Raw genomic sequence first — 25611 nt, 5'->3', positions numbered from 1 at the left:
TTGGATTGACGCGAAGACTGCATCTTGCCGGAAATTCGGCGTTTTTGCGCTTTTCGCGGGTTGCGGCGCCGCGCCCGTGCGGCAGGGCCGCGCCCATTCCGTCGAACCGCACTGCAGGCGAGGGCAAGCGCCCCGCATCGCCTTCGCTCGCCCTGAGGAGAGATCATGACCGACGACCATTCCGTCGACGACCGCGTACCGCCCCGCAACGGTCTCGACCTGTCGCGCCGCGACACCCTGAAAGGGGGCGCCGTCGTCGCCGCGGCGGCGCTCACCGGCGCCGCGCCCGGCCCGGCCGCTGCCGCGACCGATGTCGCCCCGCTGCCCTCCGCGCCCCGGCATGGGCTCCGGCTGCAAACGACCGTGAACGGGACCGCGGTGTCGGTCGACATCGACACCCGCACTTCGCTGCTCGACCTATTGCGCGAGCGTCTCGCCCTCACCGGCGCGAAGAAGGGCTGCGACCACGGCCAGTGCGGCGCCTGCACCGTCCACGTCGACGGCCGCCGTGTCGCCTCCTGCCTGACGCTCGCCGCCAAGCTCGAGGGTCGCGAGGTGTTGACCATCGAGGGCCTGTCGGAGCCCGGCACGCTGCACCCGATGCAGCAGGCCTTCATCGACCACGACGCCCTGCAGTGCGGCTACTGCACGCCGGGCCAGATCATGGCCGCGGTCGCCTGCGTCGCCGAGGGCAACGCCACGTCGCCCGAGCGCATCCGCGAATACATGAGCGGCAACATCTGCCGCTGCGGCGCCTATGTCGGCATCGTCGCCGCGATCGAGGACGCCGCCGCCACGATGGGGAGGGGCTGATGCACCCGTTCGACTACATCCGGCCCGCGACGCCGCAGGACGCCGTCGCCGCCTTCGCCAATGCCGAAGCGGGTGCCCGCTACATCGCCGGCGGCACCACGCTCTACGACCTCATGAAGCTCGACATCGAGCGGCCGCCGCTCCTGATCGACGTCACCGCCATCGCCGGCCTCGGCGAGGTCGACATCGGCGACGAGCGGCTCCGCGTCGGCGCGCTGGTGCCGATGAGCACGATCGCCGCCGACCCCGACATCGGCCGCGACTATCCGGTGCTCGCCGAGTCGCTGGCAAAGGCCGCCTCGCAGCAGCTGCGCAACATGGCGACGGTGGGCGGCAACCTGTTGCAGCGAACCCGCTGCATGTATTTCCGCAACGGCGCCGACGGTGCCTTCCCCTGCAACAAGCGCCAGCCAGGCAGTGGCTGCGCCGCCATCGACGGGCTCGACCGCGGCCAGGCGGTGCTCGGCACCAGCGCTTCGTGCACCGCGGTGTCGCCCGGCGACTGGCCGGTGGCGCTGACGGCCCTCGACGCCAGTGTCGAGATCGTCGGCCCGGCCGGCGCGCGGAGGATGCTGGTCGCCGACCTCTACCGCCTGCCCGGCGACACGCCGCACCTCGAGTTCTCCCTCACCCCCGGCGAACTCATCACGGGGATCGAGATTCCGCGACCGGCCGCCGGCAGCGGCTCCACCTACCACAAGATCCGCGACCGGGAATCCTACGCCTTCGCCCTCGCGTCGGCCGCTGTGGTCGTGCAGCGGGATGGCGACCTCGTCTCCCGTGCCCGCATCGCCCTCGGCGGCGTCGCGACCCGCCCCTGGCGCGCCACGGAGGCCGAGGACCTGCTCGTCGGGCAGCCGCTGACGATCGAAACCGCCCTCGCGGCGGGGCGCGCCGCCTTCAGCACCGCCACCCCTGGCCATCACAACGGCTTCAAGCTCGAACTTGGCGCGCGCACCGTTGCCGACGCCCTTCTGATCGCCGCCGAAAGGAGCCGCACATGATCCCCGCCTCGTTCCCCGACCGCGCCCGCATCGACGCCCGCGACAAGGTGCTCGGCGTCGCCCGCTTTTCCGCCGACGTGCCGGTCACGGGCGTTCTGTATGCCATGATGGTGCCGGCACGCATCGCGAAGGGCACGCTGACCGGCCTCGACACCGCTGCCGCACTGCGCGTGCCCGGCGTGGTGCGTGTGCTGACCGAGGCGGATTTCCCGGCGCCGCCGCCCGTGATCGAGAACGGACCTCCCCCGCCGCCGCCGACGCTGGAGCGCGAGATCGCCTATCGCGGCCAGCCTGTGGCGCTCGTCGTCGCGGAAACGCTGGAGGCGGCGATCGAGGGTGCCGCGGCGGTGGTCTGCACCTATGCCGCGGCCCCGTTCGCGGCGTTGATCGACAGCGAGGGCGGCGTGCGCGAAATGGGCGAGGAGATCGTCTTCGGTGATGCCGAGGCGACGCTCGCGAGCGCGGCAGTGGTCGTCGAGGGCGAGTTCCTGTCCCCGACGCAGCACCACAACCCGATCGAGCTGCTGGCCACCACCGCAGTCTGGGAAGCCGGGCGGCTGACGCTGCACGAAGCGACCCAGGGCGCCGGCGGCACCCGGGGCATGACCGCGCGCGCCCTCGGGATCGATCCCGGCGTCGTCGACGTCAAGAGCCCCTATGTCGGCGGCGGCTTCGGCCAGAAGGGCGGCCTCGGCCAGCGTCAGACGGCGCTGATCGCCCATGCCTCGATGCTGCTCGGCCGGCCGGTGAAGCTGGTGACGCCGCGTGGCCAGATCTTCCACCTCGCCACCTATCGGCCGCTGAGCCGCCACCGGATCCGCCTCGGTGCCACCGCGGAGGGCCGCATGGTCGCCATGCAGTATGATGCCGAGCAGGAGCAGTCGCGCCACGGCATCTTCCCCTCGGCCGAGTATCACGAGACCACCTCGCGCATGTACGGCATCGCGAACTATCTCGGCACGTCGGCCGACGTCCGCATCGATCGCCAGCCGCCCGGCTGGATGCGCGCACCGCACCCTCAGGCATCCGGCTTCGCCATGGAGAGCATGGTCGACGAACTCGCCTACCGGCTCGGCCAGGATCCCGTCGCGCTGCGCCTCGCCAACACCGGCGACGTCGATTTCCGCACCGGCCAGCCCTTCTCGTCCAACCATCTGAACGCCTGCCTCGAGGAAGGCGCGCGCCGCTTCGGCTGGTCGAGCCGCACCGCCGAGCCCGGCTCGATGACGGCGGACGACGGCAGCCTGGTCGGCTGGGGCGTCGCCTGCGGCTCCTATCCCTCGATGATGGTGCCGGCGGTCGCGACGCTGCGCATCGGCGCGGACGGCAGTACGCGCTACGCCGCCTCGGGCCACGAGATGGGCCAGGGCATCCGCACGGCGATCGCATCGGTGTTGCTCGAGAGCCTGGAGATCGACCCCGAGCGGCTCGAGATCCTGATCGGCGACACCACGGCCGCGCCGCAGCACATCACCGCCGGCTCGTGGGGCAGCGCCGGCGCCGTGCCGGTGGCGATGCGGGCTGCCGCACGGATGCGCGAGGCGGTCGCCGAACTGCTGGACGGCCGGGAGATCGCCGGCAACCTGCACCGCCGGCTCGCCACGGTACGCCGGCCCTTTCTCGAGATCGAGGTCTCCGAGGTCGGTCCGGGACAGGGCCAGGACGTGCTGCAGGCCCTGCAGTACGGCGCGCCGGCCGTCGCCGGGCCGGCGTATCCGACCTTCACGACGATGAGCTACATCGCCCATTTCGTCGAGGTGCGGGTCGAGCCGACCACGCGGCGGGTGCGGGTTCCGAGGGTCGTCAGCATCGTCGACTGCGGCCGGGTGATCAGCCCGCGCACGGCGGAGAGCCAGGTGCGCGGCGGCGTGGTCTGGGCGATCGGCGCGGCCTTGCGCGAGGCGACCGAGGTCGACCCGCGCTATGGCGGCTACCTCAACAACGACCTCGCCGACTATGTCGTCGCCGTCAACGCCGACATCGGCGCGATTGACGTCGGCTTCATCGACCAGCCCGACCCGCTTGCGAATTCGGCCGGTCTGAAGGGTCTCGGCGAGGTCGCGATGGTCGGCGCGTCGCCCGCGATCGCCAACGCGATCTTCCACGCCACCGGCCGGCGACTGCACGAGTTGCCGATCCGGATCGAACACCTGCTCTGACAGGGCAGTGAAAAAGGCGGCGGGCGCCTGGACCGGCGCCCGCCGCCCCGCATCTCGCTCAGGTGCCCCGCGCCCTCAGCCAGCGCAGCAGCAGCGATTCCTCGAGGCCGAGGCCGGCGAGCGGCTTGCGGTAGCGGCGGCGGAGCTCGGCGAATTCCGGCGTCAGCGTGCCCTCTTCCCAGCCCGACAGGATGGCCGGGTGGATGTAGCCCGAGCGGCAGACGCTGCGGGTGTTGTGCAGCCGGTGCGCGACGGCGTCGATCACCTCGTTGGTCTTGCGGCGGAGCGCCGTCTTCGTCGCCGGCACGTCCGCCGCCGCGAACAGCCGTGCGGCCTCGAGGGTCGCGAACCAGGTCCGGAAGTGCTTCGAGGTGAAGTTCGCGCCGGAGCCGGCGCGGATGTAGGCGTTGACCTCGGTCGCATCGACCGGACGCCGCGCGCCCGCCTCGTCGAGATACTTGAACAGCTGCCGCCCCGGCAGGTCGTCGATCGCCGCGACGATGCGGGCGATGCGGCGGTCGGTGAGCTTCAGCGACCACGCCTTGCCGGACTTGCCGACGAAGGCGAAGCGCAGCCGGGCGCCCTCCACCTCGACATGGCGCGAGCGTAGCGTCGTCAGGCCGAAGCTCGCGTTGGCCCGCCGGTAGGCCTCGTTGCCGATGCGGATCGGCGTGTGGTCGAGCAGCCAGACGATGGACGCGAGCACCCGCTCGCGCGGCAGCCCGCGCCGGGCGAGATCGACCTCGACCCGCGCCCGCAGCCGCGGCAGCGCCGCAGCGAAGGCGGTGAGCCCGGTGAACTTCACGTCGCTGCGGTTGGCGAGCCAGACCGGGTGGTAGCGATACTGCTTGCGCCCGCGCTCGTCGCGCCCGGTCGCCTGGATGTGGCCGCTGGCATCGGGCGAGATCCAGACGTCGGTCCACGCCGGCGGGATCACCAGCGACCGGATCCGCGCGAGCGCCTCGGCGTCGCGCAGCAGCGTGCCGTCGGCGCCGGCATAGGAAAAGCCCTTGCCATGCCGGCGCCGGCGTATGCCGGGGGTCTCGTCGCTCGCGTAGACGAGGTCTTCGGGCGTGATGGGGGTGGGCGCGGCGGCCGGCGCCAAGGGTTGCAGCGTGTCCAATTCAGTCGCCTCCGAAGCGCGGCGCAGGCACGCCGACGACATAGGCCGCGGGATGCCGACCGCAAGATGCCCCCCGTGCGGCGACGCCGGTCCGGAACCTCGGGACGCGGCGCCTGTTGGAGACAAGACGTTCCGTCCGCGCCGCACCCCGCCGCCGGGCCGACCTGCCAACACGGAGAACCCCAGCCATGGCCACGAGCGACCAGCCGCACGCCGCCTCCAACCGCCGCCCTCAGGACAAGGTGCCGTTCACCGATCCCGCGGCGGCGCCGCTCGGCACCGACGACGAGGCGGCGGGCGTTGCCGGGCGCCCCGCGCCGCGCAGCGACATCCGCCAGTCGCACGGCGTGCGCGACCCCGACCTGCCCGACCTGCCGGACCTGCCCGGCCCGCCCCCCGGCAGCGCCGCCACCGACGAGAGCGCCCGCCGCATCGACGGTGAACTGCTCCCGGAGGCGAAATGGCGCGTCCGCGGCGCGGTGGCGGCTTTCGTCGGGGTGATCGTCGTGCTCGGCCTGATCGTCATCTGGTTCGTCGCCGGCTGAGCCGGGGGCGGGAAATCCGGGCGGCGGCCGGCGGACACTGCCGCCGCCGGCTCGCCGATGTCGCGACGCCCGCTTTCCATTGGTCTGCAGCCCCGCCCCTGGATCGGTTCAGGCCGCGCGTCGGCCGCCACCTGCTTTCGCCAGACTGTCCTCGGTCATCGCCGGGCTCGACCCGTCGACCCAATGGCCTCTCCTCGAGCCCTGATCGAAGAAGGGCGACCTCCAACGACCAGAGCTAGCGGGTTGACTGGTCAAGCCCGGCAAAGACGACGGAAAGGGTTGTCCGGGCCGGGCCGGACCTTCCGAGGTCCACTGCCGGAACCGGCACCCGCTGCCCTTACCCAAAAGCATGGCCGCCGGCGCCCGGCGGCCATGCCCCGCTCACGTCTTCAGCACGACCTTCGTCGTCGTGTCCGGCTCGTCCGAGAACATGCGGTAGGCTTCGGCGGCGTCTTCGAGCGGCATGCGGTGGCTGATCAGAAAGGTGGTGTCGATCTTCTTCTCCCGGATCATGTCGAGCAGCCGCGGCAGGTACTTCTGCACATGGGTCTGGCCGGACCGGATCGTCAGCCCCTTCTCCATCACGGCGCCGATCGGGAACTTGTCGACGAAGCCGCCGTAGACCCCCGGGATCGAGACCCGGCCGCCGGCGCGGCAGGCGAAGATCGCCTGGCGCAGGGCCGACGGGCGATCGGACTCCAGCATCAGCATCTGCTTGGCGTAGTCGACGATGTTGTCGAAGGCAAAGCCGTGGCTTTCCATGCCGACCGCGTCGATCACCGCGTCGGGGCCGATGCCGCCGGTCATGTCGAGCAGCGCCGAATAGACGTCGGCCGAGCTGAAATCGATCACCTTGGCGCCGAGCCGCTGGGCGAGTTCCAGCCGCGTCGGCATGTGGTCGATGGCGATCACCTGGCTCGCGCCCATCAACAGCGCGCTCTGGATCGCGAACAGGCCGACCGGCCCGCAGCCCCAGACCGCGACGGTGTCGCCTTCCTCGATCTGGCAGTTTTCCGCCGCCATCCAGCCGGTGGGCAGGATGTCGGAGAGGAACAGCACCTCGTCGTCGGTGAGGTCCTCGGGCACCACGATCGGCCCGACGTCGGAATAGGGCACGCGGACGAGTTCCGCCTGGCCGCCGGCATAGCCGCCGGTGAGGTGCGAATAGCCGAACAAGCCCGCCGTCTGGTGGCCGTAGACGGTTTCGGGCAAGTCGGCGGTGTCGGCGGGATTGGAATTCTCGCAGGACGAATACTGCAGCTTGCGGCAATGGAAACACGCGCCACAGGCAATCACGAACGGCACGACGACGCGGTCGCCCTTCTTCAAGGATGTGTTGCCGCGGCCGACCTCGACGACCTCGCCCATGAACTCGTGGCCGAGCACGTCGCCGGGCATCATCGCCGGAATCATGCCGTGGTAGAGATGGAGATCGGAGCCGCAGATCGCCGTCGAGGTCACGCGGACGATGATGTCGCGCGGATTGACGATCTCCGGATCGGGTAGGGTCTCGACGCGGACATCGCGCTTGCCGTGCCAGGTGAGAGCTCGCATTCGGGTTTCCTCAGCTTTCCGCGCGGCGCGACGCGGCGACGGCGATCTCGCCGGTTTCCATCAGTTGCTTGAAGCGCTTCAGGTCGCGGCGGACCTGCAGTCCGGGCTCGCGCTGCAGCATCTTGGCGAAGATCTGGCCGAGCGGCCCGCCGGGCGGCTCGTAGGCGATCGTCGCCTTGACCTCGGTGCCGCGGCCGCCGGGGGCGTCGCGAAACTCGACCCGGCCGCTGTTGCGCACGTCGGCGTCGGGCTCCGACGTCCAGGCGATCACCTCGCCCGGGCGGTCCTCGGTGATCACCGAGAAGAACTCGAACGAGGTGCCCGCCGGCCCGGTCACGGTCCAGCGCGAGCGGGTCTCGTCGAGCACCGCGATCGACTCGACGTTTTCGAGGAATTCCGGCAGGCGCGCAAAATCGCGCCAGGCGTCGTAGAGTTCCGCCTTCGGCCGATGGATCGTCACCGTGCGCCCGACGACGGCACTCTTCGCCTCGTCCGGCGCGCCGCTGCCGATCCGGCGCCCCTTCTGCCGCTCCTTGCGTGCGGAGTCGGACGGCTTGATGTCGGAGATCAGCGACCCGACCGCCCAGACCGCCGCGGCGCCGGCGAGGAGCGCGAGCAGACCGATCCCGCCCTGCTTGGCGGTGGGATGGTGCAATCCCCGAGCGTGGCGATGGCTGAACATGTTTCAATCTCCCGCTGCGCGGCGTCGAGCGGCCGCTTGATGAACGATCGAACAGATGGGACGGGGCCATTGTTCCCCTGCGGGCGGAGACGCGGACCCACGGGAGGTTCGGATCGGCGCACCGAAACGGCGCGTCGCTCGGCAGCCGACGCAGATCGATAGCCGGATAAGCAAAAGGGCCAGCGCAGACCGAATCCGGCTTCGCTGGGCCGTTCTCCGCATTCCCGATCTGTCGGGAACAAGCCCGCCATGGCCGCAGGAAGCGGCCATGGCGCCGGGTTCAGAGCTTGACGGCGCTCTCGCGAGCCCAGAGCCGCAGCTTGCGGCAGCTCTCGACGAAGCCGGGGACCGAGGCGGCGTCGGCGAACTCGATCATGCCCTCGTCGGCATCGGGCGCCACCCCGGCACGGGCCAGCAGCGGCGCGGCATCGGCGGTGAAGCCGATGAACTTGCAGTGCTGGAACGCATCCGACACGAAGTCGCGCGCCGTCGCCTCGCCCGCCAGCCGTTCGGCCCCCTCTTCCGAGAGCAGCAGCACGACCGCATCGAACAGCACCGAGGGGCCGCCGTCGATCATGTGATGGGCGGGGATCGACACCCCGCCCGCCGTCTCGACGCCGCCGACCTTCGGCGCCACCAGCTCCATCGTCGCGCCTTCCGTCTGGAGGGCGGTCTCGAGCGCTTTCAGCAGCTTGTCGTCGCAGCCGTTGCTGACCAGCACGCCGACCTTGCGGCCGGCAAAGCTCTCCGGGCCGTTCTCGATGATGCTGAGCGCCGGCGACGGCGGCAGGTCATCGCGCGGCGTCACGGCCGCGTCCGCCGGCTTCGGCAACTCCTTGATGCCGAGCTTGTCGGCGACGGTGGCGCCCAGCGCCTCGTCGATGTTGAGGAGGTGCGCCACCATCCGCTCGCGGATCACCGGGTTCTCGACCTTGGCGAGCTCGAAGGTCAGCGCCATCACGATGTGCTTCTGCTCCGGCGCGGTCTGGCTGTCGAAGAACTGCCGCGCCTGGCTGTAATGATCGGCGAAGCTCTCGGGCCGCAGCCGCACCTTCGGCGCCTCTATCTCCTCGGCAAACGCGCGGAAGCCGCGCGCCGGATCCTCGCGCGGGCCGACGCCGTGCGAGTTCGGCTGGTAGTTCACCCGGCCGACCGGATTACGCATCGCCATGTGCCCATCCTGCTGGAAATGGGCGAACGGGCACTTCGGCGCGTTGATCGGAATATGGGTGAAGTTCGGCCCGCCGAGGCGCTTCAGCTGCGTGTCGAGGTAGGAGAAGTTGCGCCCCTGCAGCAGCGGATCGTTGGAGAAGTCGATGCCGGGCGGCACGTTCTGCGTCATGAACGCGACCTGCTCGGTCTCGGCGAAGAAGTTGTCGGGCATGCGGTCGAGCACCAGCCGGCCGACCGGGATCGGCTTGATGATCTCTTCCGGAATCAGCTTGGTCGGGTCGAGCACGTCGAAGTCGAAGCTGTCGGCGAATTCCTGGTCGAACAGCTGCACGCAGAGTTCCCACTCGGGGAAATCGCCCGACTGGATGGCGTTCCAGAGATCGCGGCGGTGGAAGTCGGGATCCGCGCCGTTGATCTTCACCGCCTCGTTCCAGACCACCGACTGCAGCCCGAGCTTCGGTTTCCAGATGAACTTCACGAAGGTCGATTCGTCCGCCTCGTCGAGCAGGCGGAAGGTGTGGACGCCGAAGCCTTCCATGAAGCGGAACGAGCGCGGGATCGCCCGGTCGGACATGACCCACATGATCATGTGCATCGATTCCGGGGTCAGCGAGATGAAGTCCCAGAAATTGTCGTGCGCCGACTGCGCCTGCGGGAAGCCGCGGTCGGGCTCGGGCTTCACCGCATGGATCACGTCGGGGAACTTGATCGGATCCTGGATGAAGAACACCGGGATGTTGTTGCCGACGAGATCCCAGTTGCCCTCCTGGGTGTAGATCTTCACGGCGAAGCCACGCACGTCGCGCGCGAGATCGAACGAGCCCTTGGCGCCGGCAACGGTGGAGAAGCGCACGAAGGCGGGGGTCCGCTCGCCGGGACGCTGGAAGAGGTCGGCGCGGGTGTACTTCGACAGAACGTCGTAGGCCTCGAAGAAGCCGTGCGCGCCGTAGCCGCGCGCGTGCACGACGCGCTCGGGGATGCGCTCGTGGTCGAAGTGGAAGATCTTCTCGCGGAAGTGGAAGTCGTCGATCAGCGCCGGACCGCGCGCGCCGGCGCGCAGCGAATTCTGGTCGTCGGCGACCGGGGCGCCCTGCGCCGTGGTCAGCACCGGCGTGTCGCCCTCGGCGAGTTGATGCAGTTCGCCGCCGTTGCCCCGCACCAGCGTCTGGTCGTGGATCGTCGCGCTCTGGCCGGAAGGCCGGCCTTGCTTGCGCTGTCTTGCCATAGTCGAAGTCTCCAGAGTTCTCGGGCGCCGGAAGCGGGAACCGGTCCGGGGCGCCTGCCCCGGGCCGTCCGGATCACGCGGCCTTGGTCGATTTCGCGCGCGCGTTCGCCGAGGCGTCGGCGAGCTTGGTCAGCGCGGCATCGGTCGTCGTTTCTTCCTGCAGCGTCGCATCGAGCAGCGCCGCCGCATCGTCGAGCCCGAGTTCCGTCGCCCAGCGCTTCAGCGTGCCGTAGCGGGCGATCTCGTAGTGCTCGACGGCCTGCGCCGACGAGACCAGGCCGGCGTCGAGCGCGGCCGTGTCCTTGAACTCGTCCATGATCTCCTCGCCCTCGGCGACGAGGCCTTCGATCGCCTCGCAGGTCTTGCCCTGCGCCCGCTTGCCGATGATCTCGAACACCTGCTGCAGGCGCTCGATCTGTCCTTCGGTCTCGCCCTTGTGCTTCTCGAAAGCCGCCTTCAGGTCGTCGGACTGCGCCGCGCGCTGCATTTTCGGCAGCGCCTTCAGTATCTTGCGCTCGGCGTAGTAGATATCTTTCAGGGTGTCGTGGAAGAGATCTTCCAGCGTCTTTTCCTTGGCCATGATTTTATTTCCCTTGGATTCGAAAAATTTGGCGTCACCGCAGAGTGACTGAGCCCCTAACCGGCCATCGCCACGGCTGTTCCGGTCGCCGGGCACTGAATTTGAAACGCAAGGTCGCGCCCGCGCGGCGCCGGGCGACGGCAGGGCGATGGAGGAGGCCCCGGCGGCGCGGTCCTCGTCGCCGGACGAGGCGGCGGGAACCGCAGGCGCGAGTCGGATGTTGGGGGACTGCCGCAGAGGATCCCGAATGTCCCCAGCTTCCGTGTTACGTTTCGATCTCGCCCGCCATCTCTTCGCCGGCGCGCGGCCGGCCGGCCGTGCGCCCCGCATCGTCGTCGCCATCCCGGCCCGCAACGAGGCGGAGCGGATCGAGGCGTGCCTCGCGGCACTCGCCGGACAGCGCGACGCGCCGGCCGCCCCGGGCGGCGCCTTCGGCATCGTCCTCCTCGCCAACAACTGCAGCGACGACACCGTGCCCCGCGCGCGCGCATGTCTCGAGGCGGCCGGGCTGCCGCATATCGTGCTGGCGGTGGACCTTGCCCCCGGCGAGGCGAACGCCGGCTTTGCCCGCGGCCTTGCACTCGATGTCGCCAGTCTCTGGGCGGCAGAGGCGGCGGGGCGCGGCATCCTGCTCACCACCGACGCCGACAGCCGCGTGCCGCCCGACTGGATCGCCCGCAACGTCGCCGCTCTCTCCGGCCCCTGCAGCGCCGTCGCCGGACGCTTTGCCTTCGATGCCGCCGAGGAAGCCGGCTGGCCGCTGCATCTCGTGCGCCGCCGCCAGGTCGAGAGTGCCTACGAGCATGTGCTCGATGCCCTCGCCGCCCGGCTCGATCCGCTGCCGCACGATCCCTGGCCGAACCACTCGACCCATTCCGGCGCGAGCTTCGCCGTGACGCTCGCCGCCTATCGCCGCATCGGCGGGCTGCCGGCGGCGGAGAACGGCGAGGACCGGGCGCTGGCGCGCGAACTCGCCCGGCACGACATCGCCCTTCGCCATGACCCGGGCATCGTCGTCACCACCTCGGCCCGCTTCGACGGTCGCGCGTCGGCGGGCTGCGCCAGCGCGCTGCGCCAGCGCAGCGAGAGCGAAGCCGTTCCCGGCGACGAGCGGCTGGAGGCGCTGCCCGCCGCGCTGCGGCGGATGGTGCTGCGCGGGCGGCTGCGCCGCGCGTTTCTCGGCGATTTCCGTCCGGGCGACTGGGAACGTCGCCTCGTGCTCCCGGCCGGCACCCTGGCGGGGCGGGCGCAGCGGCGCTTCGGCGAAGCCTGGTCGGTCGCGCTGCTCGAAAGCCCGATCCTCGTCGCGCGTCCCTTGCGCCCCGCCGAGATGCAGGGGCATCTCTGCATGGCCCGGCGGGTGCGGGCAGCGCTCGGCCCCGTCTCGGGGACGGTCTCAGGGCGCGACGAGCAGGTCGAGCCGGTAGTCGTCGGTGCGCTGCTGCCGCAGCAGCCGAAACCCGTCGCCGAGCGCCGCGATGAACCGCTCGGCAGCCTCGTCGCCTGAGAGCGGATAATCGGTCTCGCGCACCCAGTGCACCAGCAGGACATGCCCACCCGGCGCGATCGCGCCCGCAGTCCGCGCGGCGAGGGCGCCGAGATCCGGCAGGCCGAGGTAGTAGATCACCTCCGAGAAGAGGATCAGGTCGAACCGCCCCGCCGGCCAATCGGCCGGCACGTAGCCTTGCACGAAGTCGACGTGGCGAAGCTCCGCGCAGCGCCGGCGCGCGAGTTCGAGCGCCGCCGCCGCCGGGTCGATCGCCACCAGCCGGTCGCAGCGCGGCGCGAGGCGGGCGGTGAGCACGCCGATCGAGCAGCCGACCTCGAGCGCGGCCGCGTACCGCTCATCGGGCAGGGCCGCGAGCGTCGCCGCGTATTTGGCATCCTCATAGGCGCTGGTCTCGAACGACCACGGGTCGGGCGAGCGTGCATAGAGCGCGTCGAAATAGTCCGGTGGCAGGCTGTTGCTCATGACGCGGGCCCGAGGAAAATCTCCGGCGCCTCGAACCGCGCCAACATCTCGGGCGACAGGCAGAAGCCGTCCGGATCGTCGCGCACGAGATCGGTGGTCTGCGAGGCATGGGCGGCGATCGCCCGGCGCTTCGGCGCGAGAAAGGCGTCGATTTGCACCCGGACCCCCGTGACCGGCGGCCCGTACAGCATCGTCTCCGGCGGCAGCGTCAGGCCCCAGATCGGATATTCCCAGAGGGTCGCCCCCGGCAGCCGGCGGGTCGCCGCGGCCGCCAGCGCAAAGCTCGCCTGATGGTCGGCGTGCGGGTCGTGCCGCCAGCTCACCACGACGACGTCGGCGTCGGCGCCGAGCGCGGCGATTGCCGCTGCCGCCCGCTCGGCCTCCGGGCCGTCCGCCGGCACGAAGCGGTCGGGCAGGTCGAGGAAATGCACCGCCGCGGCCGGAACGCCGAGCCGGCGCGCGGCCTCCAGCGCCTCGCCGCGCCGGAGTTCCGCAAGGCACGGGGCTGCGAACAGCCGCGAGTTCGGATGCGAACCGGCGCCGTCGCTGACCACGACGATGCTGACCGGCAGCCCCGCCGCCCGGCAGGCCGCGATCAGCCCGCCGCAGCCGAGGCTTTCGTCGTCGGGATGCGGCGCGACGACGAGGAGCTGGCGCCGGACGAACGCCGCCGGCTCCACCAGCGGCAGCGCGGCCATGGCGGCGAGCGCGTCGCGCACCGAGCCGCTCATCGCCAGAGCTCCCGCAGCGGCAGGCCGGCGCCGAGGCCGTAGGCGGCCGCCTCACCGAGCGCGCGGTCCGGCGCCGGCTGGCGGAGATAGGTGGCGAGGTCGCGGCAGAGCCGCTCCACCGGATGCGTGCGCATGAAGGCGGCAAGGCCGATCGACCGCTGCACGTGCTCCAGCACGTCGAGGCCGCAGCGCTCGACCGCGGAGCGCGCGAGATTGACGTAGGCGACGGCGGCCGCGGCGGCATCGCCGCCGGCCGCGGTCTCCTCGGCCTCGGCGATCCGCGCCGCCCGCTCGACCCAGAGCCGCGCCGTTTCCGCGGCGATCATCGCCTGGCCCATCCGGGCGCGCTGGTGCGGGTCGCCGTCGCGGGAACTTCCGACGAGGAACGCGCGCGCCTCCTCCACAAGCCGCTCGATGCCGCCGAGCTGCACGGCGCAGAAGCGCCACGCGCCGGCCGAAAAATGCGGCTGGCGGTGATAGTCGCCCTCGGCCCCGATCATGTCGACCGGCGCGACGTCGAGCCCGGTGAAGCTGAACCGGCCGCTGCCCGACGCCCGCATCCCGTGCGCCTTCCAGGCCGAAAGGTCGGCACGCGGCGCCCCGTCGAGACGCGGCAGCACGAGGAACAGGCCGCCGGCCGCGTCGCGTGCGGTCACCAGCGGGCAACCGACGTGCCCGGCGCCGGAGGCGAACACCTTGCTGCCCTCGAGCGCGAGCCCGCCGCCACGCTGCACCAGCCGCAGCCCGTCCGCATCCTCGGTGTTCCAGATCCCGAACAGCGCCCCGCCCTGCGCCGCGGCGAGGGCCCACGCCTGCTGCACCGGCGTACCGTAGCGCCGGATCAGCGCCGCGGCGTTGACGTGGCCCTCATAGAGCCGCCCAAGCGGCAGGCTGGCGTGCCCGACGCTGCGCAGCGCCTCCATCAAGTCGTCCGGATGCCGGCCGTCGAACCCGCCACCGGGACGGGCGAACGGCGCGGAGAGCGCCCCGACGGCGCCGAGGCGAGCGACGTCCTCGGCCGGAAAACTGTCGTCGTGGTCGAGCGCCGCCGCCCGCGCGGCAACGGCGACGAGCTCACGCCGGAACGACGGGGTGACGATACGCCGGTCATCGACGTCGAGCATGGCTGGGTCTCCCTTGACCCTGATCAATGGAGCATGCCCCGCGAAGTTCCACGCGAACGGCAACGAGCAGGCGAGCCGCGCCCGGTTCGCGCCATTGCAGCCGCCGCCACGATCCAACAGACTGACGGTTGAAACCGTGGCGGGTTCATCCGAGCGAACGCTTGCAGGGGCGGCCGGTAGCGCGCTCAAAACGGCGCTGATGGGCGAAGGAACCGACGATGTCCGCGGCGACGATCTTCCACACCCGGATGAGCCACCAGGCTCTCGACAACTACTTCTGCGGCAAGACCCTGCGGGAGGGGATCGCCGTCCGCTTCGTCCGCGGCGGTCACTGCGAAACGTACGACGACCTCGTCAAGGAACTCATGGCGTCGTTGCAGTTCCCGTACTACTTCGGCCGCAATTGGGGCGCGATCCAGGAGTGCATGATCGATCTCGAATGGATCGCGGAACGCGAGATCCACATCGTCGTCCTCGACGTCGACGCGATCCTGTCCCGCGACCAAGCCGACCGGCCGGCGCTCATCAGGTGCTTTGCCGGGACGGCAGACCCGACATTCGACAAGCGGATCGTCGTGACGCTCCAGACCGACGCGGACGACAGTCCGTTCCTGCAACTGATCCGGGACGGATTTGCGGGCGAGATCGAGCTCGAGGTCATGGAAGCGAGCGGGTTCTTCCGCAAGACGTCGGTCGACCTGAAGCAGATGTTGCTCGCCGGCGATCCACCGCCCGAGGTGCGCCGCCTGGTCGATCGACTCGAGGCCGAGGAGCGGACCGCCACCTGGACGGCCGACGCGGATACCTTCGACCTGTCGCGACTGTTTCCTGAAAGTGACGTGCCGCTATGGCTGCACGGCGCTGCCGATGTCGTCGCGGTCCTCGCACCGCACCTTCCAGAGGCGGAAGCGGTGTTCGTCGTCTTCCATCTCGGCGGCCGCCTCGCCTATCGCGACGGGCCATGGAACGCGAGGGATATCCCGATCGACGCGGCGTTCGCACCGACCCTGCAACTGGTTCATGCGGGTGGGGGGATCAGGATCAGCGACTCGTCCTTCGTCTACAAACTCGATCTCGGCGATCTCCGGACCGAGCGCGGCACCCGGCTGATCTGTGTCGAAAGCCTGCGCGGCGAACCGGACTTCGGGCGCCTCTACGTCGGCGTCTTTCGTGACAATCTCATCCGGTCTGTCATCTCCCTCGTCTGACCCAGCCGCGACGATTGCAGCCGCCACCCCGATCCAACAGACTGCACGAGACACGGACCGCTGCGGTCTGCCCGAACCGCAACCCGGCGCCTCTCCGGCGCGGAAAGGCATGGACAGGCGACATGCGCGCGCTGCGCTCGGCGATGGAATGGCTCGGGGTGATCGGCAGGCCCGCGCGGGTGATCGCCGTCGTCGGTGACGAGTACGATGCGGCGCTGTTCGCGCGGCTGCATGGCGTGCTGCTGGAGATGGGCGCCACCGCGACCGAGGAGCGCTTCGGCATCGGCGGAGAGCGGTTCCTGACCGAGAACCACTACCGGATCGGCCGCAGCAGTGTCGTTCTCGCCACCGAGACGGACCGGGGCCTCTCGATCACCGGCGACGAGAACATCGTCGAACGGATCCTCCACCTGAGCGGCTGCCACCCCGTCACGAACGACGGGGCGGGGGAGGACGGGTGAGGAGAGGCCGGCTTCTCCACCGGGCCTCCTGTCAGCCCACCATCTCCGGCAGGCCCGGCAGCAGCTTGTCCAGCGTGATCGGATAGCTGCGCACGCGGACACCCGTCGCGTTGTAGACGGCGTTCGCCACCGCCGCGCCGACGCCGCAGAGGCCGAGTTCGCCGACGCCCTTCGCCTTCATCGGCGACGACATCGGGTCGTCGCCGGCGAGGAACACGACGTCCTGCGCCGGGATGTCGGCATGGACCGGGACTTCGTAGCCGGCGAGGTCGTGGTTGACGAAGAAGCCGCGGTCGGTGTCGACGGCGAGTTCCTCCATCAGCGCGCCGCCGACGCCCATCGTCATGGCGCCGATCACCTGGCTGCGCGCCGTCACCGGGTTGAGGATGCGCCCGGCATCGCAGACGGCGAGCATGCGGCGCACGCGCACCTCGCCGGTCGCGGCATCGACGCCGACTTCCACGAAATGCGCGGCGAAGGTCGACTGCTGGTAGTCCTTGTCGAGGTCGCCGAACTCGATCGAATCTTCGGCGACCAGCCCGTCCGCCCCGGCCGCCTCGGCGAGCGTCACGCTGCGGTTGCCCGCGCGCACCGAGCCGTCGGTGAACTCGGCATCGCCCGAGTTGAAGCCGAGCCGCTGGGCGACTACCTCGCGCAGCTTGACACAGGCCGCATAGACGCCGGCGGTCGAGGTGTTGGCGCCCCACTGGCCGCCCGAGCCGGCCGAGACCGGGAAGGACGAATCGCCGAGCCGCACCAGGACGCGGTCGACGCCGACGCCCATCATCTCCGCCGCGGTCTGGGCGATGATCGTGTAGCTGCCGGTGCCGATGTCGGTCATGTCGGTCTCGACCGTGACGATGCCGTCGGCATCGAGGCGAACCCGCGCGCCCGACGTCGCCACCATGTTGTTGCGGATGCCCGCCGCGACGCCGGTGCCGATCAGCCAGCGGCCCTCGCGTCGGCGCCCGGGCGTCGCGCTGCGGCCCGCCCAGCCGAAGCGCTCGGCGCCGAGGCGCAGGCATTCGATGAGACGGCGCTGCGAGAACGGCCGCTCCGGATCTTCCGGGTCGACCTGGGTGTCGTTCAGGATGCGCAGCTCGACCGGGTCGAGCCCGGTGAGTTCGGCGAGTTCGTCGATGGCGATCTCGAGCGCCATCAGGCCCGGCGTTTCGCCCGGCGCGCGCATGGCGTTGCCTTCCGGCATGTCGAGGTCGGCGATTTTCAGCGCGGTCATGCGATCGGCGCCGGCATAGAGCAGCCGCGTCTGCTGCACGGCGTTTTCCGACGATCCGCCGGAAAGATTGCCCGACAGGCTTTCGTGGCCGATCGCGGTGATGCGCCCGTCGCGGGTCGCGCCGATGCGGATGTGCTGGATCGTGGCGGGGCGATGCGTCGTGTTGTTGGCGATCAGCGGCCGCGGCAGGGCGAGCTTGACCGGCCGCCCCGCGGCACGCGCACCGAGCGCCGCGAGCACCGCGTCGGAGCGGATGAACAGCTTGCCGCCGAAGCCGCCGCCGATGAAAGGCGAGATCAGCCGCACCTTGTCCTTGTCGATGCCGAAGGTCTTGGCGATGTCGCCGCGGCTCCAGGCGATCATCTGGTTCGAGGTCCAGATCGTCAGCTGGTCGCCGTCCCAGGCCGCGATCGACGCGTGCGGCTCCATCATGGCGTGCGATTGGTCCGGCGTCGTGTAGGTCGCGTCGAGCTTCACCGCGGCGGCGGCAAAGGCGCCCTCGAAGTCGCCGACGGCGGTCTCGGGGCTGTCCTCGTCGGGCGTCTTCGCGGCGCCGCGTTCGGCTTCGAGGTCGAAACGTCCGGGGGTGGTCTCATAGCGGACCCGCACGAGGTTCGCCGCCGCCCGCGCCTCCTCGAAGCTCTCGGCGACGACAACGGCGACCGCCTGGTGATAGTGGTCGATGTCCGGGCCGCCGAGCAGCTTCGCCGTGTTCATGTCGCCCTTGCCGAGATCCTTCGCGTCCTCCGCCGTGACGATGGCGATCACGCCGGAGGCGGCCCGCGCCGCGGCGAGGTCGATCGAGGCGATGCGGCCCTTGGCGATCCCGGCCGCGACGACCGCGCCATAGGCCTGGTTCGGCGCGACGTCGTGGCGCTCATAGGCATAGGGCGCGGTGCCGGTGGTCTTCAGCGGGCCGTCGACGCGCGGAATGGCCTGCCCGACGACCTTCATCTGGTCGATCGGGTTGGTGGTGGCGGGGGTATCGAAACGCATGGGTCAGCCTTTTGCTTCCGAGAGCACCGCGGCGAGCGTGCGCTCGGCCAGCGGCAGCTTGAACGCGTTGTGGTGCGTGGTGACGGCGCCGGCGAACAGCTCTTCCGCGACGGCACGCGCGCCGCGCGGCAGTTCGGCGTCGGCAGCCTTGCTCCGCCACGGCTTCGGCGCGACGCCGCCGATGGCGACCCGCCCGCTGCCGTCCGGCTGGAGCACGGCCGCGACCGAGACCAGCGCGAAGGCGTAGGAGGCGCGGTCGCGCACCTTGCGATAGACCTGCACGCCGCCGACCGGAGGCGGCAGGGTCACGGCGGTGATCAGTTCGCCGGGCTCGAGTGCGGTCTCGACGTCGGGCGTGTCGCCCGGCAGGAGGTGAAGCTCCTCCACCGGGATCTGCCGCGCGGAGCCGTCCGCCCGAACCGTCTCGACCACGGCGTCGAGCACGCGCAGCGCCACCGCCATGTCGCTCGGGTGGGTCGCGATGCAGGCGTCGCTGACGCCGACGACGCCGAGCTGCCGGCTGAAGCCCTCGATCGCCGAGCAGCCGCTGCCCGGCTCTCGTTTGTTGCAGGGCTGGTTGGTGTCGTAGAAATAGGGACAGCGGGTGCGCTGCAGCAGGTTGCCGGCGGTCGTCGCCTTGTTGCGCAGCTGGCCGGAGGCGCCGGCAAGCAGCGCCCGCGACAGCACGCCGTAGTCCCGCCGCACGCGGGCGTCGGCAGCGAGATCGGTGTTGCGCACCAGCGCGCCGATCCGGAGGCCCCCATCCTCGGTCGGCTCGATCGTGTCGAGGCCGAGGCGGTTGACGTCGACGAGATGCGTCGGCGCCTCGATCTCCAGCTTCATCAGGTCGAGCAGGTTGGTGCCGCCGGCGATGAACTTCGCGCCGGTGGACGCCGCCGCGGCGACGGCTGCGGCCGGGGTCTCGGCGCGCTCGTAGGTAAACGGTCTCATGCGCGGCCCTCGGCAACGTCGGTGATGGCGTCGATGATGTTGGGATAGGCACCGCAGCGGCAGATGTTGCCGCTCATGCGCTCGCGCAGTTCCACGGCGGTGAGCTCCGGGGCAGCCTCGAGGTCGTCGGTGACGTGGCTCGGGACGCCGGCCTGGATCTCGTCCAGCACGGCGACAGCCGAACAGATCTGCCCGGGCGTGCAATAGCCGCACTGGTAGCCGTCGTGCGCCACGAACGCCGCCTGCATCGGGTGCATCGCGTCCGGGGTGCCGAGGCCTTCGATCGTGGTGATCTCGTCGCCCTCGTGCATGACGGCGAGGCTGAGGCAGGAATTGATCCGCTGGCCGCCGACGAGGACGGTGCAGGCACCGCACTGGCCGTGGTCGCAGCCCTTCTTGCTGCCGGTCAGCTGCAGCGTCTCGCGCAGCGCGTCGAGCAGCGTCGTGCGGGTATCGACGTCGATGGCGCGCGCCGCGCCGTTGACGGAGAACGAAACCCCCATCCGGATCGGGGCATTGCCGGCGCCGGCAGCCTTGGCGGCGACCGCGGCGGGCGCCGCGGGGGACGTCTCGGCGTTCTGGGCAAAGGCGCCAGCGGGGAGCAGGGCGCTCGCCGCGCCGGCGGAGCCAGCTGCGAGCACTTCGCGTCGGTTCATGTCGGGGGTCTCCGGATGTCCTCGTTGAAAGCCCAATCCCCGATCACCGATTTCAGTTCCGAAACGGCACTGCACCGCACGCGGACGTGATCCGGCGGCGGCAGGCGCCCCCGGTATCTCGGCCGGCCCTCAGCCCTCCAGCATCGGATCGAGGATCGCGCTGAACGCCTCGATCGTCATGAATCCGGATTCCTTGCGCTCGTTGAAGAAGAAGGTGGGCGTGCCGCTGACGCCGGCGACCGAGCCGGACAGCGAGACGGCCTGGATCTTGTCCATCAGCGCCTGGTCGCTGAGGCAGGCCTCGAAGGCTTCGGCGCCCATGCCGGTCTGGCCCATGACCCGGGCGAGTTCCGCCGCCGGATCTGCCGCATGCGCCCAGACCTCCGAACTGCGATAGAGCAGGTCGACGGTGGCGTACCACTGCTCGTCCGGCCGGCAACGCGCCAGCATGAAGCCGCCCATCGCCAGCGGGTCGAGCGGAAACTCGCGGATCACGAAGCGGATCCGCCCGGTGTCGACGTACTTCGCCTTCACCAGCGGCCAGGTCTCGAGATGGAAGTTGCGGCAGTGGTGGCAGGTGAGCGAGGCATATTCGACGACGCGCACCTTGGCATCTTCCGGACCGAACCCCTGCTCGGGCAGCGGGCCCGGATCGCCGAGCGCCTTTGCGACCAGCGCTTGCGCGTCCTGCGCCCGGGCGCCGCCTGCGCCGAACTGCAGCGCCGCGAGGCCGAGGGCGGCCGCCCCGAGCAGGCGGCGGCGGTCGTAGCGGGCATCGAGATTCATGCGTTTCTCCCCTGATGGTCTTGTCCGGCCCCGCGCCGCACCGGAACGGGCCGGGAGCGCCGCGCGCAAGCTAGCTTCTCAGGTCACTGGAGGAGCAAGGGCATTTCTTCCCGGAGGCCGCGATGTCCGCTGCGACATTCGCGCCCGTGAGGCGACGGGGCCGGCCGGCTCAATGGTCGGCGTGCGCGCACTTGCCATGATCGGACAAAACGTCGATCACCCGGCACTCGGCGACGCTGCCGTGGGCGCAGCCGTCGATCATCCGTTCGAGCTCGGCTTTCAGCGCGATCAGGCTGGCGATGCGCGCTTCGACCTCGTCGAGCCGCCGCCGCGCGATCGAATCCGCCGGCGAGCACGGCTGGCCGGGATTGTCCTGCAGGTCGAGCAGGGTGCGGATCGCCTCGATCTCGAAGCCGAGCTGGCGGCTGTGCCGGATGAAGGCGAGCCGCGCGAGATGCGCCGGGCCATAGAGGCGGCGATTGCCGTCGCTGCGCGGCGGCTCCGGCAACAGCCCGATCTCCTCGTAGTAGCGGATGGTGGGCACCTTGACGCCGCTGACGCGGGCGGCCTCGCCGATCGGCACGTCGCCGGGCACGTCGATGGGCATTTTCTCGCTTGCTCCTCTAGTCGCTAGAGAACGTAGGGTCGCGGCGAGATGGTGACAAGGACCCGGTCATGCCTGCAGAAACGCTTGAAACCCGCTTCCACGTCGACGGCATGGACTGCGCCGCCTGCGCCAGGAAGATCGAGACCGCCACCCGCCGCCTGCCCGGCGTCGAAGACGTGACGGTCTCGGTCACGGCCGCCGCGATGACGCTGACCCATACGGGTGGCGCCGATCTCGACAAGGTCGCGGCCACCCTCGCCCGCCTCGGCTACCCGGCCCGGCCGGCCGCGCCGCGAGCCACCCCTGGTACCGTGGCGGGGCCGGCGCCGGACGACGGCTGTGGCTGCGGCCATGCACATGAGCACGCTCACGACGACCCCCATGAGCACGGACATGCCCATGGCCACGATCACGGGACTTCTCACGAGCACGAGCACGAGCCCGAGCATCACCGCGACGGGGATTCGCACGAAAGCCCGACGCAACCCGCGCCCGCGGGCGCTGCGCTCGGCCACCTGCACGCCCATGCCCCGGACGACGGACCGTGGTGGCGCACGCGCAAGGCGGCGCTGACGCTGGCGAGCGGTGGCGCGCTGGGATTCGCCTACGCCTTCGCCCAAGCCGTGCCGTCGCTCGGCTTCGAAGCCTTTCTCGTCGCCATGGCCGTCGGGCTGGTGCCGATCGCCCGGCGCGCCGTGGTCGCCGCAAGCCTCGGCAGTCCGTTCACCATCGAGACGCTGATGACGCTGGCCGCCATCGGCGCGGTGGCGATCGGCGCCACCGAGGAAGCGTCGGTGGTCGTCGTGCTGTTCCTGGTCGGCGAAATGCTGGAAGGCGTCGCCGCCGCCCGCGCCCGCGCCTCGATCCGCGGCCTCGCCGACCTCGTGCCGAAGACCGCGCGGCTCGAGCGGGACGGGAAGATCGTCGAGGTGCCGGCGGCGGACCTCGCCGTCGGCGCGCTCGTGCAGGTCCGCCCCGGCGACCGCATGCCCGCCGACGGCGAGATCGTCGCGGGCGAGAGCGCCGTCGACGAGGCGCCGGTGACCGGCGAGAGCGTGCCGAAGCCGAAGGCGCCCGGCGACGCGGTGTTCGCCGGCACCGTCAACGGCGAGGGCGTGCTGCGGATCCGCGTCACCGCCGCGGCGGCCGACAACACCATCGCCCGCGTCGTGCGCCTCGTCGAGGAGGCGCAGGAGAGCAAGGCGCCGACCGAGCGCTTCATCGACCGCTTCTCGCGATACTATACGCCCGCCGTCCTCGTCGTCGCCACCCTCGTCGCTGTGCTGCCGCCGCTTCTCGCCGGAGCCGACTGGCAGCCGTGGATCTACAAGGGCCTCGCCATCCTGCTGATCGGCTGCCCCTGCGCGCTGGTGATCTCGGTGCCGGCCGCAATCGCCGCGGGCCTTGCCGCCGGCGCCCGCCGCGGGCTGCTGATGAAGGGCGGCGTCGTGCTGGAGCGGCTGGGCGGCCTGACCGTGATCGCCCTCGACAAGACCGGTACCCTGACCGAGGGCCGTCCGCGCGTCACCGACGTCGCCGGCTTCGGCGGCGCCGCGGCAGACGAGGTCGTCGCCCTCGCCGCCGCGCTGGAGGCCGGCTCGAGCCATCCCCTCGCCCGGGCGATCCTCGACGAGGCCGCCCGGCGCGCCGTCGCGGTGCCCCCCGCGACCGCTGCGCGGGCCGTACCCGGCAAGGGCGTCGCCGGCGTCGTCGCCGGCGTGCCGGTGTTCCTCGGCTCCGCCGCGGCCGTCGCCGCCGATCCGGGGCTCGGCGACGCCGAGGCGGCCGCCGTCGCCGCCAGCGCCGCGGCCGGCCACTCGGTCGCGGTCCTCGTCCGGGACGGCCGGCCGTTCGGCTTCCTCGCCCTGCGCGACGAGTTGAAGCCCGACGCCCGCCGCGGCATCGCCGCGCTGAAAGCCGCCGGCCTGCGCCCGCTGATGCTGACCGGCGACAACCGGCGCACGGCGGCCGCCGTCGCCGCCGAGCTCGGCATCGAGGTGAAGGCCGAGCTGCTCCCCGCCGACAAGCAGCGCATCGTCCGCGACCTGCAGGCCGGCGGCGCCCGGGTCGGCAAGGTCGGCGACGGCATCAACGACGCCCCGGCGCTCGCGGCCGCCGACATCGGCATCGCCATCGGCGGCGGCAGCGACGTCGCGCTGGAGACCGCCGACGCCGCGGTGCTGCACGGCCGGGTGACGGACATCGCCGACATGGTGGCGCTGTCGCGGGCGACGATGGCCAACATCCGCGTCAACATCGCGGTTGCGCTCGGGCTGAAGGCGGTGTTTCTCGTCACCACCCTCGCCGGCGTCACCGGCCTCTGGCCCGCGATCCTCGCCGATACCGGTGCCACCGTGCTGGTGACCGCGAACGCCATGCGGCTGCTGCGCTGGAAGGGCGGCGCGTGAGGGGCTTGGCACCGCCCTCCGCGAACCTTAAAAAATTGCTAAAATTCAGGGTGTTGAGGCAGAAATTTCACACGCTCCGCGCCATGAAAGCGGCCAATTTTAACCGTATCCGGAGACGATCGAGAGGGGGGTTCCAGCTTGCCGATCTTTTCCCTACGCGTCTTCGCGGCCGTTCTGCTCGCCCTGGTCATGGCCTCCTGCGCGGCCCTCGACTATGACCTGCCGCAGTCGGAGCGCTCGATCCAGCCGATCCCGTCGAGCCTCGTCAAGGCGATGCGCGACAAGAACATGGAGCGCACCTCGCCCATCATGATCCGGCTGTTCAAGCAGGAGAGCGAGCTCGAGCTCTGGAAGCAGGATCGCACCGGCCGCTTCGCGCTCTTGAAGACCTACCCGATCTGCCGCTGGTCGGGCCGGCTCGGGCCGAAGACGGTGGAGGGCGACCGGCAGGCGCCGGAAGGCTTCTACCACGTCGCCTACAGCCAGATGAATCCGGACAGCCGCTATTACCTCTCCTTCAACCTCGGCTTCCCGAACCGGCTGGAAAGCGCGCTCGGCTACACCGGCGGCGCGCTGATGATCCACGGCGCCTGCTCGTCGTCGGGCTGCTACGCCGTCACCGACGAGGCGGCCTTCGAGATCTATGCCGTCGCCCGCGAAGCCTTCCGCAGCGGCCAGCCGGCGTTCCAGGTCCAGGCGCTGCCGTTCCGCATGACGCCGGCCAATCTCGCCCTGCACCGCGACGACCCCAACATGCCGTTCTGGCGCACCCTGAAGGACGGCAGCGACGCCTTCGACCTGACGAAGGTGCCGCCGCGCGTCGGATACTGCGGTCGCCGCTACGTCTTCAACGCGGCGAACGTCGCCGACGCGGACCCGCTCGCCGACTGCCCGCCGATCGAGACCGATCCGGCCCTCGTCGCCGCCGTCGCCGCCAAGCAGGCGAAGGACGCCGCCGACGCGGCGATGGTCCGCGCCGCCTATCCCGTGCTGCCGACGATGTCCTACGTCGACGGCGGCATGCACGAGAGCTTCCGCGAAGTGCTGCGCCGCTCCGGCCCCGACCGACTCGCCAAGATGACCTCGGAACGCGCCCCCGTCAGCCGCCCCGACGCGGCGCTGAGCGACCCCTACCAGGCGAAGTCCTTCTCCGCGCTGTCGGCGCTGACGGCGGGGGCGAGCGAGTAGGGCGGGGTTCGGGGTCGGGCCGGGCTGTTTAGGCCGGCTACTCAGAAATCGCGGATAGTCCCCCCCTCCCTGACCCTCCCCCTCGAGGGGGGAGGGGATTGATGGCGTCGTGCAAATGAACTCCGAGCCCGCAGCAAGACACCCGACACTCTGACTACCCGTCCCCTCCCCCCTCGAGGGGGAGGGTCAGGGAGGGGGGGGGACTGTCCGCCGGGTGAGGCCTCGTCAAAGCCCCCAACCCGCCCGCCGCCCCCACCCCCGCTGGCGCCAAAAACGTCGCCGCGCCAACGGCTGAGGCAGCGAAGTCTCGGCGGCGACCGAAACCAGCATTCCCCTTTGTCGATGGTCCGGCCCCGGTGCCGGACCTATCGTTCGAGCTGTCCCCCCGGGGCAACTCGCCGGACCGTCACGCCATCGGGCGGCGGGGC

The 25611-nt window shown here is 70.9% G+C and carries 22 protein-coding genes; 9 read left to right on the top strand and 13 right to left on the bottom strand.

What is annotated here, in order from left to right; all coding sequences use genetic code 11:
• Positions 1-165 precede the first annotated feature (165 nt).
• The 3 genes from I5731_RS09270 to I5731_RS09260 are packed head-to-tail and all read left to right on the top strand — an operon-like array spanning position 166 to position 3976.
• On the top strand, positions 166-813 hold the full coding sequence (locus tag I5731_RS09270) for a (2Fe-2S)-binding protein (protein WP_197311061.1): 648 nt from the start codon (positions 166-168) through the stop codon (positions 811-813).
• The gene (locus I5731_RS09265) at positions 813-1817 is read left to right on the top strand and encodes an FAD binding domain-containing protein (protein WP_197311060.1); all 1005 of its coding nucleotides are present in this window, start codon (positions 813-815) and stop codon (positions 1815-1817) included. The genes I5731_RS09270 and I5731_RS09265 overlap by 1 nt, the downstream gene beginning before the upstream one ends.
• Positions 1814-3976 carry a xanthine dehydrogenase family protein molybdopterin-binding subunit gene (locus I5731_RS09260; protein ID WP_197311059.1) on the top strand — a complete coding sequence of 721 codons (2163 nt, stop codon included), beginning with the start codon at positions 1814-1816 and terminating at the stop codon, positions 3974-3976. The genes I5731_RS09265 and I5731_RS09260 overlap by 4 nt, the downstream gene beginning before the upstream one ends.
• 58 nt (positions 3977-4034) lie before the next feature.
• Here the strand turns inward: I5731_RS09260 and I5731_RS09255 are convergent, their stop codons facing one another.
• Positions 4035-5099 carry a DNA topoisomerase IB gene (locus I5731_RS09255; RefSeq protein ID WP_235981648.1) on the bottom strand — a complete coding sequence of 355 codons (1065 nt, stop codon included), beginning with the start codon at positions 5097-5099 and terminating at the stop codon, positions 4035-4037.
• A 188-nt stretch (positions 5100-5287) separates the two neighbouring features.
• Here I5731_RS09255 and I5731_RS09250 point away from each other — a divergent pair, with 188 nt between their 5' ends.
• Complete coding sequence (locus I5731_RS09250) at positions 5288-5644, top strand: hypothetical protein (RefSeq protein WP_197311057.1); 357 nt, start codon at positions 5288-5290, stop codon at positions 5642-5644.
• Positions 5645-6025: 381 nt separating this feature from the next.
• Here I5731_RS09250 and I5731_RS09245 read toward each other — a convergent pair whose 3' ends face one another.
• The 4 genes from I5731_RS09245 to I5731_RS09230 form a co-directional block, all read right to left on the bottom strand.
• The gene (locus I5731_RS09245; protein ID WP_197311056.1) at positions 6026-7198 is read right to left on the bottom strand and encodes a zinc-dependent alcohol dehydrogenase; all 1173 of its coding nucleotides are present in this window, start codon (positions 7196-7198) and stop codon (positions 6026-6028) included.
• A gap of 10 nt (positions 7199-7208) precedes the next feature.
• Positions 7209-7880, bottom strand: coding sequence for an SRPBCC family protein (locus I5731_RS09240; protein WP_197311055.1), 672 nt, complete (start codon positions 7878-7880; stop codon positions 7209-7211).
• Positions 7881-8160: 280 nt separating this feature from the next.
• On the bottom strand, positions 8161-10278 hold the full coding sequence (gene katE, locus I5731_RS09235; RefSeq protein ID WP_197311054.1) for a catalase: 2118 nt from the start codon (positions 10276-10278) through the stop codon (positions 8161-8163).
• 73 nt (positions 10279-10351) lie between these two features.
• A complete protein-coding gene (locus tag I5731_RS09230) occupies positions 10352-10858 on the bottom strand; it encodes a YciE/YciF ferroxidase family protein (RefSeq protein WP_197311053.1) in 507 nt (168 codons plus the stop codon).
• A 247-nt stretch (positions 10859-11105) separates the two neighbouring features.
• Between I5731_RS09230 and I5731_RS09225 the strand changes: the two genes are divergently transcribed.
• Positions 11106-12365: a glycosyltransferase gene (locus tag I5731_RS09225; protein ID WP_197311052.1), complete on the top strand. Its 1260-nt coding sequence runs from the start codon at positions 11106-11108 to the stop codon at positions 12363-12365.
• Here I5731_RS09225 and I5731_RS09220 read toward each other — a convergent pair.
• From I5731_RS09220 to I5731_RS09210, 3 genes are read right to left on the bottom strand one after another with little or no spacing between them, the layout of a single operon-like run.
• The gene (locus I5731_RS09220) at positions 12255-12830 is read right to left on the bottom strand and encodes a class I SAM-dependent methyltransferase (RefSeq protein ID WP_197311051.1); all 576 of its coding nucleotides are present in this window, start codon (positions 12828-12830) and stop codon (positions 12255-12257) included. The two genes, I5731_RS09225 and I5731_RS09220, sit on opposite strands and share 111 nt — an antisense overlap.
• On the bottom strand, positions 12827-13561 hold the full coding sequence (locus I5731_RS09215) for a PIG-L deacetylase family protein (RefSeq protein WP_197311050.1): 735 nt from the start codon (positions 13559-13561) through the stop codon (positions 12827-12829). Before I5731_RS09215 ends, I5731_RS09220 begins: the two co-directional genes overlap by 4 nt.
• Complete coding sequence (locus I5731_RS09210; protein WP_197311049.1) at positions 13558-14685, bottom strand: acyl-CoA dehydrogenase family protein; 1128 nt, start codon at positions 14683-14685, stop codon at positions 13558-13560. The genes I5731_RS09215 and I5731_RS09210 overlap by 4 nt, the downstream gene beginning before the upstream one ends.
• Before the next feature lie 218 nt (positions 14686-14903).
• Here I5731_RS09210 and I5731_RS09205 point away from each other — a divergent pair, with 218 nt between their 5' ends.
• Positions 14904-15893 carry a barstar family protein gene (locus I5731_RS09205; protein WP_197311048.1) on the top strand — a complete coding sequence of 330 codons (990 nt, stop codon included), beginning with the start codon at positions 14904-14906 and terminating at the stop codon, positions 15891-15893.
• A gap of 122 nt (positions 15894-16015) precedes the next feature.
• Positions 16016-16354 (top strand): hypothetical protein, encoded by a 339-nt coding sequence (locus I5731_RS09200; RefSeq protein WP_197311047.1) that lies wholly within the window; start codon positions 16016-16018, stop codon positions 16352-16354.
• 31 nt (positions 16355-16385) lie between these two features.
• On the opposite strand, the gene paoC is transcribed toward I5731_RS09200, so the two are convergent.
• The 5 genes from paoC to I5731_RS09175 form a co-directional block, all read right to left on the bottom strand.
• The gene (paoC, locus tag I5731_RS09195) at positions 16386-18587 is read right to left on the bottom strand and encodes an aldehyde oxidoreductase molybdenum-binding subunit PaoC (protein WP_197311046.1); all 2202 of its coding nucleotides are present in this window, start codon (positions 18585-18587) and stop codon (positions 16386-16388) included.
• 3 nt (positions 18588-18590) lie between these two features.
• Positions 18591-19538, bottom strand: a complete 948-nt coding sequence (locus tag I5731_RS09190) for an FAD binding domain-containing protein (RefSeq protein ID WP_197311045.1) — start codon at positions 19536-19538, stop codon at positions 18591-18593.
• Positions 19535-20194, bottom strand: a complete 660-nt coding sequence (gene paoA / locus I5731_RS09185) for an aldehyde dehydrogenase iron-sulfur subunit PaoA (RefSeq protein WP_197311044.1) — start codon at positions 20192-20194, stop codon at positions 19535-19537. The genes I5731_RS09190 and paoA overlap by 4 nt, the downstream gene beginning before the upstream one ends.
• A 129-nt stretch (positions 20195-20323) precedes the next feature.
• Positions 20324-20980: a DsbA family protein gene (locus I5731_RS09180; protein ID WP_197311043.1), complete on the bottom strand. Its 657-nt coding sequence runs from the start codon at positions 20978-20980 to the stop codon at positions 20324-20326.
• A gap of 169 nt (positions 20981-21149) precedes the next feature.
• Entirely contained in the window at positions 21150-21587 is a 438-nt protein-coding gene (locus tag I5731_RS09175; RefSeq protein ID WP_197311042.1) for a MerR family transcriptional regulator, read from the bottom strand.
• Positions 21588-21655: 68 nt separating this feature from the next.
• Between I5731_RS09175 and I5731_RS09170 the strand changes: the two genes are divergently transcribed.
• Both I5731_RS09170 and I5731_RS09165 read left to right on the top strand, forming a co-directional pair.
• A complete protein-coding gene (locus tag I5731_RS09170) occupies positions 21656-23995 on the top strand; it encodes a heavy metal translocating P-type ATPase (protein ID WP_197311041.1) in 2340 nt (779 codons plus the stop codon).
• Between the two features lie 138 nt (positions 23996-24133).
• The gene (locus tag I5731_RS09165) at positions 24134-25183 is read left to right on the top strand and encodes a L,D-transpeptidase family protein (protein ID WP_235981647.1); all 1050 of its coding nucleotides are present in this window, start codon (positions 24134-24136) and stop codon (positions 25181-25183) included.
• The last annotated feature ends 428 nt before the right edge of the window (positions 25184-25611 follow it).

It is taken from the genome of Methylobrevis albus (genome assembly GCF_015904235.1).
GTDB classification, from domain to species: domain Bacteria; phylum Pseudomonadota; class Alphaproteobacteria; order Rhizobiales; family Pleomorphomonadaceae; genus Methylobrevis_A; species Methylobrevis_A albus.
The sequence above is the reverse complement of the archived record's forward strand: the minus strand, read 5'-3'. Positions and strand labels throughout refer to the sequence as shown.

Coding starts and splice junctions, on each gene's coding strand:
- I5731_RS09270 (WP_197311061.1), top strand. CDS start 166: ATGACCGACGACCATTCCGTCGACGACCGCGTACCGCCCCGCAACGGT.
- I5731_RS09265 (WP_197311060.1), top strand. CDS start 813: ATGCACCCGTTCGACTACATCCGGCCCGCGACGCCGCAGGACGCCGTC.
- I5731_RS09260 (WP_197311059.1), top strand. CDS start 1,814: ATGATCCCCGCCTCGTTCCCCGACCGCGCCCGCATCGACGCCCGCGAC.
- I5731_RS09250 (WP_197311057.1), top strand. CDS start 5,288: ATGGCCACGAGCGACCAGCCGCACGCCGCCTCCAACCGCCGCCCTCAG.
- I5731_RS09245 (WP_197311056.1), bottom strand. CDS start 7,198: ATGCGAGCTCTCACCTGGCACGGCAAGCGCGATGTCCGCGTCGAGACC.
- I5731_RS09240 (WP_197311055.1), bottom strand. CDS start 7,880: ATGTTCAGCCATCGCCACGCTCGGGGATTGCACCATCCCACCGCCAAG.
- katE (WP_197311054.1), bottom strand. CDS start 10,278: ATGGCAAGACAGCGCAAGCAAGGCCGGCCTTCCGGCCAGAGCGCGACG.
- I5731_RS09230 (WP_197311053.1), bottom strand. CDS start 10,858: ATGGCCAAGGAAAAGACGCTGGAAGATCTCTTCCACGACACCCTGAAA.
- I5731_RS09225 (WP_197311052.1), top strand. CDS start 11,106: ATGTCCCCAGCTTCCGTGTTACGTTTCGATCTCGCCCGCCATCTCTTC.
- I5731_RS09220 (WP_197311051.1), bottom strand. CDS start 12,830: ATGAGCAACAGCCTGCCACCGGACTATTTCGACGCGCTCTATGCACGC.
- I5731_RS09215 (WP_197311050.1), bottom strand. CDS start 13,561: ATGAGCGGCTCGGTGCGCGACGCGCTCGCCGCCATGGCCGCGCTGCCG.
- I5731_RS09210 (WP_197311049.1), bottom strand. CDS start 14,685: ATGCTCGACGTCGATGACCGGCGTATCGTCACCCCGTCGTTCCGGCGT.
- I5731_RS09205 (WP_197311048.1), top strand. CDS start 14,904: ATGTCCGCGGCGACGATCTTCCACACCCGGATGAGCCACCAGGCTCTC.
- I5731_RS09200 (WP_197311047.1), top strand. CDS start 16,016: ATGCGCGCGCTGCGCTCGGCGATGGAATGGCTCGGGGTGATCGGCAGG.
- paoC (WP_197311046.1), bottom strand. CDS start 18,587: ATGCGTTTCGATACCCCCGCCACCACCAACCCGATCGACCAGATGAAG.
- I5731_RS09190 (WP_197311045.1), bottom strand. CDS start 19,538: ATGAGACCGTTTACCTACGAGCGCGCCGAGACCCCGGCCGCAGCCGTC.
- paoA (WP_197311044.1), bottom strand. CDS start 20,194: ATGAACCGACGCGAAGTGCTCGCAGCTGGCTCCGCCGGCGCGGCGAGC.
- I5731_RS09180 (WP_197311043.1), bottom strand. CDS start 20,980: ATGAATCTCGATGCCCGCTACGACCGCCGCCGCCTGCTCGGGGCGGCC.
- I5731_RS09175 (WP_197311042.1), bottom strand. CDS start 21,587: ATGCCCATCGACGTGCCCGGCGACGTGCCGATCGGCGAGGCCGCCCGC.
- I5731_RS09170 (WP_197311041.1), top strand. CDS start 21,656: ATGCCTGCAGAAACGCTTGAAACCCGCTTCCACGTCGACGGCATGGAC.